This window comes from Streptomyces sp. NPDC048461, assembly GCF_055587105.1.
Genome location: NZ_JBVJGW010000005.1, coordinates 153,151 through 168,910, shown reverse-complemented (window position 1 = coordinate 168,910; position 15,760 = coordinate 153,151). Strand labels below are relative to the sequence as shown.

Here is a 15,760-nt window from a genome sequence, read left to right as displayed (position 1 = left end):
GGTCAGGCGTCCACGTACGCCGCGAGGTGCTGCCCGGTGAGGGTGGAGCGGTCGGCGACGAGGTCGGCGGGGGTGCCCTCGAAGACGATGCGGCCGCCCTCGTGGCCGGCGCCCGGCCCGAGGTCGACGATCCAGTCGGCGTGCGCCATGACGGCCTGGTGGTGCTCGACGACGATGACCGACTTCCCGGAGTCGACGAGCCGGTCGAGCAGGCCGAGGAGCTGCTCGACGTCGGCGAGGTGCAGCCCGGCGGTCGGCTCGTCGAGCACGTACACGCCGCCCTTCTCCGCCATGTGGGTGGCCAGCTTGAGGCGCTGGCGCTCGCCGCCGGACAGGGTGGTGAGCGGCTGGCCGAGGCTGAGGTAGCCGAGCCCGACGTCGGCGAGCCGGCGCAGGATCGCGTGCGCCGCGGGGGTGCGCGCCTCCCCGGAGCCGAAGAACTCCTCGGCCTCGGTCACCGGCATCGCGAGCACCTCGCTGATGTCGCGGCCGCCGAAGCGGTACTCCAGCACCGAGGCCTCGAACCGCTTCCCGTCGCACTCCACGCAGGTGGTGGCCACTCCGGCCATCATCCCCAGGTCGGTGTAGAGCACCCCGGCGCCGTTGCAGCCGGGGCAGGCGCCCTCGGAGTTGGCGCTGAACAGCGCCGGCTTCACCCCGTTGGCCTTGGCGAACGCCTTGCGGATCGGCTCCAGCAGCCCGGTGTACGTCGCCGGATTGCTCCGCCGCGAGCCGCGGATCGGTTCCTGGCCGACCGCCACCACGCCCTCGCCCGCCTCCCCGGACCGCCGGGGCAGCGACCCGTGCACGAGCGAGCTCTTGCCGGAGCCGGCGACGCCGGTGACGACGACGAGGACCCCGAGCGGGACGTCGACGTCGACGTCCTGCAGGTTGTGGGCGTTCGCACCGCGGATCCGCAGCGTGCCGGTGGGCTCGCGCACGGTCTTCTTGAGGGCGGCCCGGTCGCCGAAGTGGCGGCCGGTGACGGTGTCGCTGCTCCGCAGCTCCTCGACGCCGCCCTCGAAGCAGACCGTGCCGCCGGCCGTGCCGGCGCCGGGGCCGAGGTCGACGACGTGGTCCGCGATGACGATCGTCTCCGGCTTGTGCTCGACGACGAGCACCGTGTTGCCCTTGTCCCGCAGGCGCAGCAGCAGGCCGTTCATCCGCTGGATGTCGTGCGGGTGCAGGCCGACGGTCGGCTCGTCGAAGACGTACGTGGTGTCGGTGAGCGAGGAGCCGAGGTGGCGGATCATCTTGACGCGCTGCGCCTCCCCGCCCGACAGCGTGCCCGACGGCCGGTCGAGGGAGAGGTAGCCCAGACCGATCTCCACGAACGAGTCCAGGGTCTGCCGCAGCGTGGCGAGCAGCGGCGCCACCGTGGGCTCGTCGACGTCGCGGATCCACGCGGCGAGGTCGCTGATCTGCATCGCGCACGCGTCGGCGATGCTGACGCCGGCGATCCGCGAGGACCGGGCCGCCTCGCTGAGCCGGGTGCCGTCGCAGTCGGGGCAGGCCGTGAAGGTGACCGCGCGGTCCACGAAGGCCCGGATGTGCGGCTGCATCGCCTCCCGGTCCTTGGAGAGGAAGGACTTCTGGATCTTCGGGATCAGCCCCTCGTAGGTGAGGTTCACGCCCTCGACCTTGACCTTGGTCGGCTCCCGGTACAGGAAGTCCTGCATCTCCTTCTTGGTGAACTTGCGGATCGGTTTCTCCGGGTCGAGGAAGCCCGACTCGGCGTAGGTCCGCACGGTCCACCAGCTGTCCGACTTCCAGCCGGGGATCGTGAACGCGCCCTCGGCGATCGACTTGGTGTCGTCGTAGAGCTGGGTGAGGTCGATGTCGGAGACCGTGCCGCGGCCCTCGCACCGCGTGCACATGCCGCCGGTGCGGGTGAAGGTCTGCTTCACGGTCCGGCTGGCGGCGCCGCGGTCGACCGTGACCGCGCCGCTCGCCCGGACCGAGGCGACGTTGAAGGAGAAGGCGTTGGGCGAGCCGATGTGCGGCGTGCCGAGCCGGCTGAAGAGGATGCGCAGCATCGCGTTGGTGTCGGTGGCGGTGCCCACGGTGGAGCGGGTGTCGGCGCCCAGCCGCTGCTGGTCGACGATGATCGCCGTCGTCAGCCCTTCGAGCACGTCCACCTCGGGGCGCGCGGGCGTCGGCATGAAGCCCTGCGCGAAGGCGCTGTACGTCTCGTTGACCATCCGCTGGGACTCCGCGGCGATCGTGCCGAACACCAGGGAGCTCTTGCCGGAGCCGGAGACGCCGGTGAACACCGTCAGGCGGCGCTTGGGGATCTCGACGCTGACGTCCTTGAGGTTGTTCACGCGCGCGCCGTGCACGCGGATCAGGTCGTGTCCGTCGGCGGCGTGCGGGGCGTGCGGGGCGGGCGACCGCGGGTCCGTCCTCTTGGCCTTGCTCATCCTGTCCTGTCTCTCCGTCACTGTGGTGCGGGGGCCGACCGCGCGGGCTCCGGCGCCGGCGGGGGTCCTACTGCGTGCGGGCCTGGGTGAAGCGGAGCATGTTGCCGGCCGGGTCGCGGAACGCGCAGTCGCGCACGCCGTACGGCTGGTCGAACGGCTCCTGCATCACCTCGCCGCCGGCGGCCCGGATGCGTTCGAAGGTGGCGTCGCAGTCGTCGGTGGAGAAGATCACCCCCCGCAGCAGGCCCTTGGCCAGCAGTTCCGCCATGGCCTGGCGGTCGGCGGGGGAGGCGTTGGGGTCGGCGAGCGGCGGTTCGAGGACGATCTCCACGCCCGGTTGCGCGGGCGATCCGACGGTCACCCACCGCATCCCGGCGTACCCGACGTCGCCCCGCACCTCCAGGCCGAGGACGTCCCGGTAGAAGGTGAGCGCCCGGTCGTGGTCGTCCACCGCGATGAAGCATTGCGAGAGCTTGATGTCCATGCCTCCGACGCTACGAGGCGGCGGCGGATTTCGCTTCTCCGTTCCTGACCGGTCGCGCCGGGGACGGTGTGGGCCACCCGGTGGAAGGTGGGATGCCGCTCGCGGTGTCTTCCCGGGAGGCTGCGTGTCCGGTGCCAGGATGCGCAGCTATGCAGCTAGTAGGACAAAAGGAACGTAAGACGCTTTACGGTCACCGGTACGCGGCGGGTCCGCGCGGCCGGTTCGGGGTGGCCGTGGCCGCCCTGCTGGTCGCCGCCCTCGGGACGGCGTGCTCCTCCGGGTCCGAGGCGCCGGAGAAGCCCAAGGCGGGCAAGGGCACGGAGGCGGGCGCGGCCGGCGCGCTGAGCGCCGCGGAGAAGGCGAAGGCGGCCCAGCAGGCGCGCATCGTCGCGGCGAAGAAGTGGGGGCTGCTCAAGCCCCCGCTCACGGCGCCGGCGGCGCCGAAGGAGAAGCCCGAGATCACCACGCGCGACGGCTTCGAGGTCGAGGACCAGGAGGAGTACCCGCCGGTCTTCACCACCGTGCCCACCGAGGACAAGGTCGTCTTCCTGACGATCGACGACGGCGCGGAGAAGGACCCCGAGTTCCTGAAGATGATGCAGGAGCTGAAGATCCCGTACACGGCGTTCCTCAGCGACTACGTCGTGAACGACAACTACCCGTACTTCAAGCAGATGCAGGCCGCGGGCGTCACGCTGAACAACCACACCCTCAACCACCGCTACATGCCGGCGCTGTCGTACGAGAAGCAGCGCCAGGAGATCTGCGGCCAGCAGGACACGATCCAGAAGCAGTTCGGCAAGCGGCCGACGCTCTTCCGGCCGCCGTACGGGAACTACAACCAGGACACGCTGCGCGCGGCGAAGTCCTGCGGCATCAAGGCCGTCCCGCTGTGGAACGCCGAGGCGTTCACGAACCGGATGGACTACCGGGAGTGGGACCGCGACCTGCACCCCGGCGACATCATCCTCACGCACTTCCGGGGGCGGGAGGACTGGAAGGGAACCATGCCTGACATGATCCGTCAGGTCATGAAGACCGTCACGGACAAGGGGTACTCCGTGGCCCGCCTGGAGGATTATCTGTGAAGCACGCGCGCCGGTTGGTAGCCGGAACGCTGGCGGCCGGCGCGCTCGCGCTGTCTCTGACGGGGTGCGGGGACAGCGTGGACCCGATCGAACGGCTGGGCCGCAAGGCGACGCAGGAGGCCCCGGCCGCCGGGCCCTCCGGAAGTCCGTCGGCGACCCCCTCGGGATCGCCGACGGGGCCGGGGAGCCCCTCGGACGAGGCGTACCGGAAGTGGGGCCTGACGGCCCCCGTCGCCTACGCGCCCAAGCCCGCCCGGAAGCCCGGGCGTCCGCCGGCCGCCCCGGGCAGGGCGGCCGTGGTGGACCGGATACCCGTCGCGCTGGACGACAAGGTCGTCTTCCTGACCTTCGACGACGGCGCGGAGAAGGACCCCGAGTTCCTGAAGATGGCGGCCGACCTGAAGCTGCCGATCTCGATGTTCCTCACCCACAGCGTGGCCTCCGGGGACTACGGGCACTTCGAGCAGCTCCGCGACAACGGCTCGGCGAGCACGGTCAACAACCACACGCTGACGCACCCGAACCTCCGGACCCTGCCCTTCGCGGCGCAGAAGAAGGAGATATGCGGCCAGCAGGAGCATCTGGAGAAACGCTTCGGCACGCGCCCGGCGCTCTTCCGCCCGCCGTTCGGCAACTACAACGACGACACCCTCCGCGCCGCCGCGGAGTGCGGGGTCAGCGACGTGGTGCTGTGGCGGGTCTCGATGCAGATCAACAACTTCCAGTACGCCGAGGGCTCCGCCCTCAAGCCGGGGGACATCGTCCTGGCGCACTTCCGGGGCCCGTCGGAGCTCAAGGGCGCCACGGAGACGCAGATGACGACGCGGATGCTCCAGCGCATACAGGAGCAGGGCTTCCGGATAGGGCGCCTGGAGGACTACCTCTAGCCGTGGCCGTGGCCGGTCGCCCCTAGCCGTCCCTGCTGCCGCCGCCCCGCGGTCAGCCCGCTCGCGCCCGGGCCCCCGCCGCATCGGCGTCCGCCCCCGCCGCCACTGGGGTGATCGTGGTCTCCGCCGGCCCCAGGACGTCCGCCTCGCGCTGGCGCTCGGCGCTGTCGCTGATGCGCAGGAGCAGCGCGATCATGATCCAGTTGGCCAGCAGGGACGAGCCCCCCTTCGCCAGGAACGGCAGCGCCTTGCCCGTCAGCGGGATCAGGCCCGTGACGCCCCCCGCGACCACGAAGACCTGCAGGGCCAGCGCCGAGGCCAGCCCCACCGCCAGCAGCTTGCCGAACGGGTCGCGGGCGCCCAGCGCCATCCGCAGGCCCCGCTGTACGAGCAGCGCGTACAGGAGCAGTACGGCCATCACCCCGGCCAGGCCGAGCTCCTCGCCGACCGTGGTGAGGATGAAGTCGCTGCGGCCCGCGAACTTGATCAGCTCCGGATGCCCCAGGCCGAGGCCCGTCCCCGAGATGCCTCCCGTGCCGAAGCTGAACAGCGCCTGCGCCGACTGGTCCGAGGTGACCCCGGCCGGCCGGTTCTCCCAGTAGTACGACAGCGGCTCCAGCCAGGCGGCGACGCGCGCCTGGACGTGCGGTTCGGTCGAGCCCACCACGAACGCCCCGAGCGAGGCCATGACGAGGCCGCACGCGATCCAGCCGGTGCGCTCGGTGGCGACGTACAGCATCACCACGAACACGCCGAAGAAGATCAGCGAGGTGCCGAGGTCGCGCTCGAAGACGAGCACCAGCATCGAGACGATCCACACGGTGACGATCGGACCGAGCTGGCGCATCGGGGGCAGCCGCACGCCCAGGACCTTGCGGCCCGTCAGGGCCAGCGAGTCGCGGTGGACGACCAGGTAGCCGGCGAAGAAGACCGCGATCATGATCTTCACGAACTCGCCGGGCTGGAGCGAGAAGCCGAAGAGGATGATCCAGCGCTTCGCGCCGTACGTGTCCGCGCCGAAGAACGCCGGCGCGATCAGCAGCACCAGCGCGACCGCCATCGTGAGGTAGATGAACCGCTGGAGCAGCCGGTGGTCGCGCAGCAGGGCCAGGACCACCAGGCAGGCGGCGACCCCGACCACCGTCCACAGCAGCTGGCCCGGCGCGTTCGCGTCCGCGCCGTAGCGCTCGATGTACCCCTGGTCGAGGCGGTGCAGGAGCACCAGCCCCAGCCCCGTGAGGAGCATGGCCAGCGGGAAGACCAGCGGATCGGCGTAGGCCGCGAAGCGGCGCACGCCCAGGTGCCCCACGAGCGACAGCAGCGTCATGCTGACCGTGAAACCGGCCAGGTTGGGCGGCAGCTCGTCGTTCATCGCGAGCCCCGCGCTGGCGTGGCCGAGGACCGCGATGGCGACGACGAACACCAGGAGCAGGGCCTCGGTGCGCCGGCGGGAGCCCGCCGTCGTCAGGGGCTTCAGTCGACGCACGGGATGCCGCCGACGTCCTGGGGGGAGGCCGAGGGGGCGGGCGACGAGGGGGGCGCCCCGTCGCGGGACGCAGGGGGTGACGCCTCGCCGGACGCGCCGCCGGGCGCCGCGGGCGCACCCGGTGCGGAGGGAGCGGGGTCCGGCGCGCCGGGGGAGGCGGCGGCCTTGGGTCCGATCTGCTCTGCAATGAGGCGCTTTATCTTCATATCATCTACGACGTTCACGTCCTCCCCGTGGTTCCTTCCGAACCGCTCCACGGGCAGTGTCGTGAAGCGCACCTTCCCGCCGGACAGGTTCTTCGCCTGCTTCACGAACGAGAGCAGGTCCCACCCCGCGTCGGTCACCACGTCCTGCTTCGCCGCGTCGATCAGCCGCATCAGCTTCACCGGGTCCGTGAAGGTGCCGGCCGAGTCCAGCTTCCGCGTCGCGCCCGCCAGGAACGCCTGCTGGCGCTTCGTCCGGTCGAGGTCGCCCATGTCCAGGCCGTGCCGCTGGCGGACGAAGGCGAGCGACTGCCCGCCGTTCAGCGTCTGCGGTCCGGCGGGGAAGTCGGCCCCCGAGTAGGAGTCCTTCACCGGCTTGTTCAGGCACACGGGTACGCCGCCCAGCGCGTCCGCGAGGTGGTAGAAACCGGCCAGGTTCAGCTCGGCGAAGTGGTCGACCGGCACCCCGAGGAAGGCGCGCACCGTCTCGATCTGCGCCGCGCGCCCGGCCTCCCGGCCGTCGCGCTCCAGCTGCCGCCGGTCCTTGACGCCCTGCGCGGCGAGCTGCTCCTGCCGCTTCTCCTTCGCGAGCCCGTACGCCTTCTTGATCTTGTCCTTGCCGTGGCCGGGTATGTCGACGAAGTCGTCGCGCGGGACGGAGAAGGCCTTCGCCTGGCTGCCGTCCGCGGGCACGTGCAGCAGGATCAGCGTGTTCGCGTTGTAGCCGCCGATGTCCGAGCTGCCCGCGTGGAGCTTGTCGAGCACGTCGTCCGGCAGGTCCTCGCCGTTCTGGTCCTTGCGGCTGTCCAGGCCCATCAGCAGGATGTTCACGTCGCCGGACGACGACTTCTCGGCCCCCTCCAGGGCCTTGGAGCTGCCGATGCTCGCGGCCAGGTCGCGGTACAGGTACCAGGCCGTGCCGCCCGCCATCACCGTCAGGGCGCAGCCCGTGATCAGCAGGGTGCGGGCGAGCCGCCGACGGCGGCGCCGGGACGGCCGGCGGGCTCGGTTCGTCGTCGTCTTCCTCCGGTGCGCGCTCATGCCTGTCGATGCTGGGGCGCCCGCGCTGAGGGAAACCTGAAGATCCTGAAGGCGGCTTCAGGACCTCCGGCCTCCCGGGGCCGGGCCCTTCGGGCCGCCGGGGCCGCCGCCGGCCCGAAGGGCCCGCACGGGAACCGCCGGGGCCGCAGGTCCGCGCCCCGCCCGCCCCGCCGGCAGCCGCAGGGTCAGCGCGGCGCCGCCCTCCGGCCCCGGGCCCGCCGTCACCTCGCCGCCGTGCGCCCGCGCGATCTCCCGGGCGATGGCCAGGCCTAGCCCGGTTCCGCCGCTGGCCCGGCCCCGGTCCGCGTCCAGCCGTACGAACCGCTCGAACACCCGCTCCCGGTCCGCCTCCGGGATGCCCGGCCCGTCGTCCACCACCTCCAGCAGCGCCCGGCCCGCGCCGTCCCGCCCCGCCCGTACGACGACCTCGGTACGGGCGTACCGCACGGCGTTGTCCACCAGGTTGGCCAGCGCCCGCTCCAGCCGCGCCGGGTCCCCGGCCGCCGGTACGGGCGTCCCCGCCTCCAGGCGCACCGCCACCCGGGACCCGCCCCGGCGCGCCGCGTCCTCCGCCGCCAGCAGCGCCAGGTCCACCGGCTCGGTCCGCGGCGCCGGGCCGCCGTCGAGGCGGGCGAGCAGCAGCAGGTCCGCCGCGATCCCCTGGAGCCGCTCGGTGTCGGCCAGCGCGGCGGCCACCGACGCGCGGTCGGGGCGGCCCGCGGCCAGCGCGACCTCCAGCCGGGTGCGTACGGCGGCCAGCGGATTGCGCAGCTCGTGCGAGGCGTCGGCGGTGAACTGCCGCTGCCGGGCGTCGGAGCGCTCCAGCCGGTCGAGTGTGTCGTTGACGGCGCGGGCCAGCCGGGCGATCTCGTCGGCGCCGCCCGGGTCGGGCACCCGCCGGCCCGGCTCGCTCGCGGTGACCGCGGCCAGCCCGGTGCGGATCGCGGTGACGGGGCGGAGCGCCTGGCCCGTCACCCACCAGGCGAGGGCCGCCGCGAAGGCGATCAGCGGCGGCGCGCCCGCCAGCAGCCCGGCGGCGACCGCCCCGGTCGCGTCGTCGACGTCGCCGAGCACCGTCATGGCGTACACGGTGTGGGGGCCCTGCACCCCCGGCGCGCCCGGTGCCGGCACCGCGCCCGTCGCCCCGGGCGCGCCCGGGGCCCGCACGACGACCACCACCCGCCGCTGCGCGCCGGGCCGTGCCGGCGGCAGCACGGCCGAGCGGGAGTCCTCCCCGGGGCCGGGGCGCAGGGCCCCGAAGTCCGGGGCGTCCTCCGGGTTCCCGCTGCCGGCCACGGTCCGCCCGGCCGCGTCCCGTACGAGCACCAGGTCCACCCCGCCCTCGGGCGCGGGCAGCCGTCCGCCGGGCGGCACGGCCCGCGCGTCGAGCTGGGCGGCGACCTTGCGGGCGGCGAGCTCGGTGCGGCCGGTGGTGTTGTCGAGCAGGTTGGCGCGGAGCAGGCCGAACAGCCACAGCCCGCCGGCGCCGAGGACGGCGGCCATGGCGAGGGCGGCCGCCGCCGCGGCCCGCGCCCGCAGGGTCGCCGGGCGTACGGAACGACTTCGACGACACCCCCTAGCCACCGTCGGGCGCCATCCGGTACCCGGTTCCGTGCATGGTCAGGATCGAGCGGCGGCCGAACGGCGCGTCGATCTTCTTCCGCAGCGAGGAGACGTAGACCTCGACGATGTTCGGGTCGATGCCGTGCGGGGCGTCCCAGACCTCGTCGAGGATGTCCTGCTTGGCGACCGCCCGGCCCGGCTGCTCCATCAGGCAGGCGAGCACGCCGAGTTCGCGCGCCGTGAGCTCGATCTCCCGCGTGCCGCGCCGGCAGCGCCGGCCCTGCGGGTCGAGGACGAGGTCGCCGGCCTGGAGCGCGGTGCGGTCGGGGGCGCCCGCGCGGCGGGCCAGCGCCCGGATGCGGGCGGCCAGGACGACGAAGGAGAACGGCTTGGTGAGGTAGTCGTCGGCGCCGGAGTCCAGGCCCTCGGCCTCGTCGTACTCGCCGTCCTTGGCGGTGAGTACCAGCACCGGGGTGGTGTCGCCGTGGGCGCGCATGCGGGTGCAGATTTCGTAGCCGTTCACGCCGGGGAGCATCAGGTCGAGGAGCACGACGTCGTACGGTCCGCCCGCGAGGGCGAGGTCCAGGCCGGTGTGGCCGTCGTGGGCCACCTCGACCAGGTGCCCGTCGGCGGACAGACCGCGCCGCAGCGACTCGGCGAGCCCCACTTCGTCTTCGACCACCAGGATGCGCACGGCTCAAGCGTCACATATCGGTCGTGGACCGAGGACGGCCGGATGCGGGAGCGCCGCCGCGCGCACCGGATCCGGCGCGTTCGCGGTGGGAGGAAAAACGGTCAGGAAGGCGCTGGATACCGGGATTTCGCCGTGTCCGGGGGTCGTCGCGCGCCACACCCGGCGGCGAGAATTGGCACTCCGCTTGACCGAGTGCTAATCGCCGGAATAGTGTCGCACCTGGCACTCACCCCTGGTGAGTGCCAACACAGCGACAGGCAGGTCCGGCACCCGCGACGACGGATCGACCTGGTCGCCACCTCAGACAGTTAACCCCGGATCTCCGAAGGGGGAGGTCGGATCGTGACGACCGCCAGCTCCAAGGTTGCCATCAAGCCGCTCGAGGACCGCATTGTGGTCCAGCCGCTCGACGCCGAGCAGACCACGGCCTCTGGCCTGGTCATCCCGGACACCGCGAAGGAGAAGCCCCAGGAGGGCGTCGTCCTCGCGGTGGGCCCGGGTCGCTTCGAGGACGGCCAGCGTCTCCCGCTGGACGTCTCCGTCGGCGACATCGTGCTGTACAGCAAGTACGGCGGCACCGAAGTGAAGTACAGCGGCGAGGAATACCTCGTCCTCTCGGCTCGCGACGTGCTCGCGATCGTCGAGAAGTAATTCGCTTCCAGATTTTGTTTGAGCTGCGCCCCTGGTCACCCTGCTGATGCCGGGCGGCGAGGGGCGTAGTTCGTTCTAGGCGGTGGAGGTCGCGGTGAGCGGCCGAGGATCGCAACGAGAGGACTGAACCGCTCCCATGCCGAAGATCCTGAAGTTCGACGAGGACGCCCGTCGCGCCCTCGAGCGCGGCGTCAACAAGCTTGCCGACACGGTCAAGGTGACGATCGGCCCCCGTGGCCGCAACGTCGTCATCGACAAGAAGTTCGGCGCCCCCACCATCACCAACGACGGTGTCACCATCGCTCGCGAAGTCGAGCTGGACGACCCGTACGAGAACCTGGGCGCGCAGCTCGTGAAGGAGGTGGCGACCAAGACCAACGACATCGCGGGCGACGGCACCACCACCGCCACCGTGCTGGCCCAGGCGCTGGTCCGCGAGGGTCTGCGCAACGTCGCCGCGGGCGCGTCCCCGGCCGCCCTGAAGAAGGGCATCGACGCCGCGGTCAAGGCCGTCTCCGAGGAGCTCCTCGCGACCGCCCGTCCGATCGAGGACAAGTCCGACATCGCCGCCGTGGCCGCGCTCTCCGCGCAGGACCAGCAGGTCGGCGAGCTCATCGCCGAGGCGATGGACAAGGTCGGCAAGGACGGTGTCATCACCGTCGAGGAGTCCAACACCTTCGGCCTGGAGCTGGAGTTCACCGAGGGCATGGCCTTCGACAAGGGCTACCTCTCGCCGTACATGGTCTCCGACCAGGAGCGTATGGAGGCCATCCTCGATGACCCGTACATCCTGATCCACCAGGGCAAGATCTCCTCGATCCAGGACCTGCTGCCGCTGCTGGAGAAGGTCATCCAGGCCGGCGCCTCCAAGCCGCTGCTGATCATCGCCGAGGACGTCGAGGGCGAGGCGCTCTCCACCCTCGTCGTCAACAAGATCCGCGGCACCTTCAACGCGGTCGCCGTGAAGGCCCCCGGCTTCGGTGACCGTCGCAAGGCCATGCTCCAGGACGTCGCCACCCTCACCGGTGCCACCGTCATCGCGGAGGAGGTCGGCCTCAAGCTCGACCAGGCCGGTCTGGACGTACTGGGCACCGCCCGCCGCGTCACGATCTCCAAGGACGACACGACCATCGTCGACGGTGGCGGCAGCCACGAGGAAGTCGTCGGCCGTGTCAACCAGATCAAGGCCGAGATCGAGTCCACGGACTCCGACTGGGACCGCGAGAAGCTGCAGGAGCGCCTGGCGAAGCTCGCCGGCGGCGTCTGCGTCATCAAGGTCGGCGCCGCCACCGAGGTGGAGCTCAAGGAGAAGAAGCACCGCCTCGAGGACGCCATCTCGGCGACCCGCGCCGCGGTCGAGGAGGGCATCGTCTCCGGCGGTGGCTCCGCGCTCGTCCACGCCGTCAAGGTCCTCGAGGGCAACCTCGGCCTGACCGGCGACGAGGCCACCGGTGTCGCGGTCGTGCGCCGCGCCGCCGTCGAGCCGCTGCGCTGGATCGCGGAGAACGCCGGCCTCGAGGGCTACGTCATCACCGCGAAGGTGGCCGAGCTCGACAAGGGCCAGGGCTTCAACGCCGCCACCGGCGAGTACGGCGACCTGGTCAAGGCCGGCGTCATCGACCCGGTCAAGGTCACCCGCTCCGCGCTGGAGAACGCCGCTTCCATCGCCTCCCTGCTGCTCACGACCGAGACCCTGGTCGTCGAGAAGCCGGCCGAGGACGAGGGCGACGCGGGTCACGGCCACGGTCACGGCCACAGCCACTGATCGCAGCACCCCGCTCCACGTTCCACGAGAAAGCCCCGGTCACCGCTGCCAAGCGGGGGTGACCGGGGCTTCCCCGTGCCGGGGCACGGGTCGTGGCACGGGCCGGGGCGGCTAGCCGGGCATCATGCCCATCTGCCGCATCAGGCCGGGTGCGTCGTAGTACCACCAGCCCTCGGCGATCATGCCGTTCTCCATCCGGAAGGTCGTGCAGCCCGACATGGCCACCTCCCCGCCGGTCGGCGCGACCCCCATGAACTCGCCCTTCTGGGTGCCCTTCCAGTCCCACAGGGTGGTGACGCAGTCGCCCTCGGCGATCTGCCGCGTCAGGTCGAAGGAGAAGTCGAAGGCGTCCCGCCACATGCCGATGGTCCGCCGCATGCCGTCGCGCCCGTCGCTCCCGCCCGGGACCTCCATGACGTCGTGGTCGGTGTAGCCGGCCGCGAAGCACGCGTCGACGGCGTCGAGGTCGCCCTTGCAGGCGATGTCCTCGAACACCCGCCGCGCGACCTGCTTGTCGAGGTGTTCGTCGCGCACCACGTCCAGGTTCGTGAACGTCGGCATGCCCTCGCAGAGGGCCACCATCTCCTGGAACATCAGGTCGGTCTCCGGGAGCCGGGAGTTCTTCATCGCGTCCTCGTACGAGGGGAACTCGACGAGGTCGACGTAGTGCGTCCCGGCGTCCCGGTCCCGGCCGATCATGGTGTGGGTGACCGTGCGCCTGCCGCTGGTCTGCTCCGTGTAGCGGTCGATGAGCGCGTTCATCTCGTCGAACCGGCTGGTCTCGTAATCGATTGCCTGTACGAATGTCATCGTGTCGCCTCCCGGGGTGGATGGGACACGTCCAGTTTAGGGAGATTTCACCCATTTGGTGGGTTTACTCGCCAGTCACCGGGGAAGCCGGAACCCCGCGCACTACTGGGGCCCGTACTTGCGGCCCGTGCGCGAGGACATCCCGCCCAGCAGCCCGCGCGGCGTCAGCTTCACCACGCCCATCAGCGCCTTGTACCTCGGGTCCGGGATCGACACCGTCTTGCCCCGGGCCAGGTCGGCCAGGGCCGCGGTCACCAGCTTGTCGGCGTCCAGCCACAGCCAGCCCGGGATGTTGTCCGTCCCCATGCCGGCCCGCTGGTGGAACTCCGTCCGGACGAAGCCGGGGCACAGGGCCATCAGGCGCACCCCGGAACCCGCCATGTCCTTCGCCGCCCCCTGGGTGAACTGCACGACCCAGGCCTTGCTCGCCCCGTACGTGCCGCGCGGCAGGAACGCGGCCACCGAGGCCACGTTGATCACGCCGCCGCGGCCGCGCGAGCGCATCGGCCCGGCCGCCGCCGAGGTCAGCCGCAGGACCGCCTCGACGTGCACCTTCAGCATGCTCAGCTCGTCCGCCATCGGGACGTCGAGGTAGCGGCCCTTGTTGCCGAAGCCGGCGTTGTTCACCAGCAGGTCGACGGGGTGCGTGCGGTCGGCCAGGCGCTGCTCGACCGCCGCGATCCCCTCCTCCGTGGCGAGGTCGGCGGCCAGCACCTCGGCCTCGATGCCGTGCCGGTCGTGCAGCTCGGTCGCCTGGGCGCCGAGCCGCTTCGTGTCCCGTGCCACCAGGACCAGGTTGTGCCCCTGGGCGGCGAGCCGCCGGGCGAAGGCGGCGCCGATGCCCGCCGTGGATCCCGTAATCAACGCAGTCGTCATAGGCGCAACCTAGCTGCCCCGGCTGACGGCTCAGCGCGCCCCGTGCTTGGCGGCGTACGCCAGCGCGGTCTCGCGCACGTCGGGCGCCAGCGCGTCGCCCGCGGCCAGGACCCGCGGCAGCAGTGCGCGCTCGGTGGTCCAGGCACGGAAGAGGAACGACGAGGTCACCTCGTGCTCCGGCCGGTGGGTGATCACGATCCGGTCGCCGGGGGAGATCCGGCCCTCGCGGACCACCCGCAGGTAGGCGCCCGGGCGGTTCTCCCGGGTGAACCGCTTGACCCAGCCGGGCTCGCCCAGGACCCCCTGGAAGGTCCGGCACGGGATGCGGGTCGAGGAGACCTCCAGGACCAGATCGGGGCCCACCTCCCAGCGCTCGCCGAGCACCGCCCCGCTCAGGTCCACGCCGCTGGTGGTCAGGTTCTCGCCGAAGAGGCCGGGCGGCAGCTCGCGCCCCAGCTCGCCCTCCCACCAGTCCAGGTCCTCGCGGGCGTACGCGTACACGGCCTGGTGGTCGCCGCCGTGGTGGCGCCGGTCGCAGATGACGTCGCCCTCCAGGCCGCTGCCGGCGCCGGTCGCCTTCGGCCCCGGGGCGGACACGCGGACCGGCCCCGGAACGGGGCGCTTGCCGATGCCGGTCGTCCCGGTGTCGGCGTATTCGACGGCCTCGGCCCGGCCGACGTTCACGGAGATCAGATGCATGGGGACCATGCGGACACGCTAGCCGAACGGCCCCAAAGAGTCGTACGGATATTCGCACTGCGGTCAAAGCAGGGCTTATGCTCCCAGGGTGATCGAGGCACGTCATCTCCGGGTCCTGCGCGCCGTCGCCGGGACCGGCTCCTTTTCCGCCGCAGCCCGCGAGCTGGGCTGCACCCAGCCCGCCGTCTCCCAGCAGATGAAGGCGCTGGAGCAGTCGGCCGGCACTCCGCTGCTCATCCGCACCGGCCGCGAGATGCGGCTGACCCAGGCCGGCGAGGCCCTGGTCCGGCACGCCGCGGGGATCCTGGCCGGGCTGACCGCGGCCGAGGAGGAGGTCGCGGCCATCGCCGGGCTGCGCGCTGGCCGGGTCCGGCTGGTGTCCTTCCCCAGCGGCAGCTCCACGCTGGTGCCCACCGCCCTCGCGGCGATGCGGGCCGAGCACCCCGGAACCCGCATCTCGCTCGTCGAGGCCGAACCGCCGCGCTCGGTGGAGATGCTGCGCGAGGGCGACTGCGACGTGGCGCTGGCCTTCCGGTACGGGGGCTCGCCGGCGGCCGCCGCGGAGTGGGAAGACCTCGTGGTCCGGCCGCTGCTGACCGACCGGCTCGTCGGGCTGGTCCCCGAGGGGCACCGGCTGGCCGGGGCCGAGCGCGTGGGCATGGCGGAGCTGGCCGACGAGGCCTGGATCGCGGGCTGTCCGCGCTGCCGCCGCCACCTCGTGGAGGTGTGCGAGGGCGCCGGGTTCACCCCGCGCATCGACTTCGCCACCGACGACTACCCGGCGGTGGTCGGCCTGGTCGGCGCCGGGCTGGGCGTGGCGGTGCTGCCGGAGCTCGCGGTGGAGTCCGTACGGGCCAAGGGCGTGAGCACGGTCCGGGTGGAGCCGGCCGTGGAGCGCGAGGTCGTGGCGCTGACCCTGCCCGACCTGGCCAGGGTCCCGGCCGTGGCCGCGACCCTGGCCGAGCTGGTCCGGGCCGGCGCGCGCTGACCGCGGGCACGGCGGTGCCCGTGGCCGGTGCGCGCCCGGCCCCGGCCCCGCCCCCGCCGGTTCATCGGCGAGGGCGGGACAGAAACGTTCCTTCTGACGTTTCGA

General features: G+C 72.2%; 14 protein-coding genes. 5 read left to right on the top strand and 9 right to left on the bottom strand.

The features are described 5' to 3' along the window. Positions 1–2: 2 nt before the first annotated feature. Positions 3–2,420, bottom strand: a complete 2,418-nt coding sequence (locus ACZ6S8_RS11230; protein WP_469454566.1) for an ATP-binding cassette domain-containing protein — start codon at positions 2,418–2,420, stop codon at positions 3–5. 67 nt (positions 2,421–2,487) lie between these two features. Continuing rightward, positions 2,488–2,904, bottom strand: coding sequence for a VOC family protein (locus ACZ6S8_RS11225; RefSeq protein WP_469454564.1), 417 nt, complete (start codon positions 2,902–2,904; stop codon positions 2,488–2,490). A gap of 149 nt (positions 2,905–3,053) precedes the next feature. Between ACZ6S8_RS11225 and ACZ6S8_RS11220 the strand changes: the two genes are divergently transcribed. Beyond that, positions 3,054–3,992, top strand: coding sequence for a polysaccharide deacetylase family protein (locus ACZ6S8_RS11220; RefSeq protein ID WP_469454562.1), 939 nt, complete (start codon positions 3,054–3,056; stop codon positions 3,990–3,992). Continuing rightward, positions 3,989–4,879 carry a polysaccharide deacetylase family protein gene (locus ACZ6S8_RS11215; RefSeq protein WP_469454560.1) on the top strand — a complete coding sequence of 297 codons (891 nt, stop codon included), beginning with the start codon at positions 3,989–3,991 and terminating at the stop codon, positions 4,877–4,879. Before ACZ6S8_RS11220 ends, ACZ6S8_RS11215 begins: the two co-directional genes overlap by 4 nt. Positions 4,880–4,931: 52 nt before the next feature. On the opposite strand, the gene ACZ6S8_RS11210 is transcribed toward ACZ6S8_RS11215, so the two are convergent. From ACZ6S8_RS11210 to ACZ6S8_RS11195, 4 genes are read right to left on the bottom strand one after another with little or no spacing between them, the layout of a single operon-like run. Continuing rightward, positions 4,932–6,365 carry an FtsW/RodA/SpoVE family cell cycle protein gene (locus tag ACZ6S8_RS11210; RefSeq protein WP_469454558.1) on the bottom strand — a complete coding sequence of 478 codons (1,434 nt, stop codon included), beginning with the start codon at positions 6,363–6,365 and terminating at the stop codon, positions 4,932–4,934. Then, positions 6,353–7,609, bottom strand: coding sequence for an LCP family protein (locus ACZ6S8_RS11205; protein ID WP_469454556.1), 1,257 nt, complete (start codon positions 7,607–7,609; stop codon positions 6,353–6,355). Before ACZ6S8_RS11205 ends, ACZ6S8_RS11210 begins: the two co-directional genes overlap by 13 nt. A gap of 57 nt (positions 7,610–7,666) precedes the next feature. Then, on the bottom strand, positions 7,667–9,193 hold the full coding sequence (locus ACZ6S8_RS11200; protein ID WP_469454554.1) for a sensor histidine kinase: 1,527 nt from the start codon (positions 9,191–9,193) through the stop codon (positions 7,667–7,669). Then, the gene (locus tag ACZ6S8_RS11195) at positions 9,186–9,866 is read right to left on the bottom strand and encodes a response regulator transcription factor (RefSeq protein WP_469454552.1); all 681 of its coding nucleotides are present in this window, start codon (positions 9,864–9,866) and stop codon (positions 9,186–9,188) included. Before ACZ6S8_RS11195 ends, ACZ6S8_RS11200 begins: the two co-directional genes overlap by 8 nt. Before the next feature lie 342 nt (positions 9,867–10,208). Here ACZ6S8_RS11195 and groES point away from each other — a divergent pair, with 342 nt between their 5' ends. Both groES and groL read left to right on the top strand, forming a co-directional pair. Continuing rightward, a complete protein-coding gene (gene groES / locus ACZ6S8_RS11190) occupies positions 10,209–10,517 on the top strand; it encodes a co-chaperone GroES (protein WP_030230757.1) in 309 nt (102 codons plus the stop codon). Positions 10,518–10,653: 136 nt separating this feature from the next. Then, complete coding sequence (gene groL / locus ACZ6S8_RS11185) at positions 10,654–12,282, top strand: chaperonin GroEL (RefSeq protein ID WP_386530435.1); 1,629 nt, start codon at positions 10,654–10,656, stop codon at positions 12,280–12,282. A gap of 111 nt (positions 12,283–12,393) precedes the next feature. Here the strand turns inward: groL and ACZ6S8_RS11180 are convergent, their stop codons facing one another. The 3 genes from ACZ6S8_RS11180 to ACZ6S8_RS11170 form a co-directional block, all read right to left on the bottom strand. Then, entirely contained in the window at positions 12,394–13,092 is a 699-nt protein-coding gene (locus ACZ6S8_RS11180) for an ester cyclase (protein WP_469454550.1), read from the bottom strand. A gap of 102 nt (positions 13,093–13,194) precedes the next feature. After that, positions 13,195–13,968 carry an SDR family NAD(P)-dependent oxidoreductase gene (locus ACZ6S8_RS11175; RefSeq protein WP_469454549.1) on the bottom strand — a complete coding sequence of 258 codons (774 nt, stop codon included), beginning with the start codon at positions 13,966–13,968 and terminating at the stop codon, positions 13,195–13,197. Between the two features lie 30 nt (positions 13,969–13,998). After that, positions 13,999–14,667: an MOSC domain-containing protein gene (locus tag ACZ6S8_RS11170; protein WP_469454911.1), complete on the bottom strand. Its 669-nt coding sequence runs from the start codon at positions 14,665–14,667 to the stop codon at positions 13,999–14,001. 88 nt (positions 14,668–14,755) lie between these two features. Between ACZ6S8_RS11170 and ACZ6S8_RS11165 the strand changes: the two genes are divergently transcribed. Continuing rightward, positions 14,756–15,655 carry a LysR family transcriptional regulator gene (locus ACZ6S8_RS11165; RefSeq protein WP_469454547.1) on the top strand — a complete coding sequence of 300 codons (900 nt, stop codon included), beginning with the start codon at positions 14,756–14,758 and terminating at the stop codon, positions 15,653–15,655. Positions 15,656–15,760: the final 105 nt, after the last annotated feature.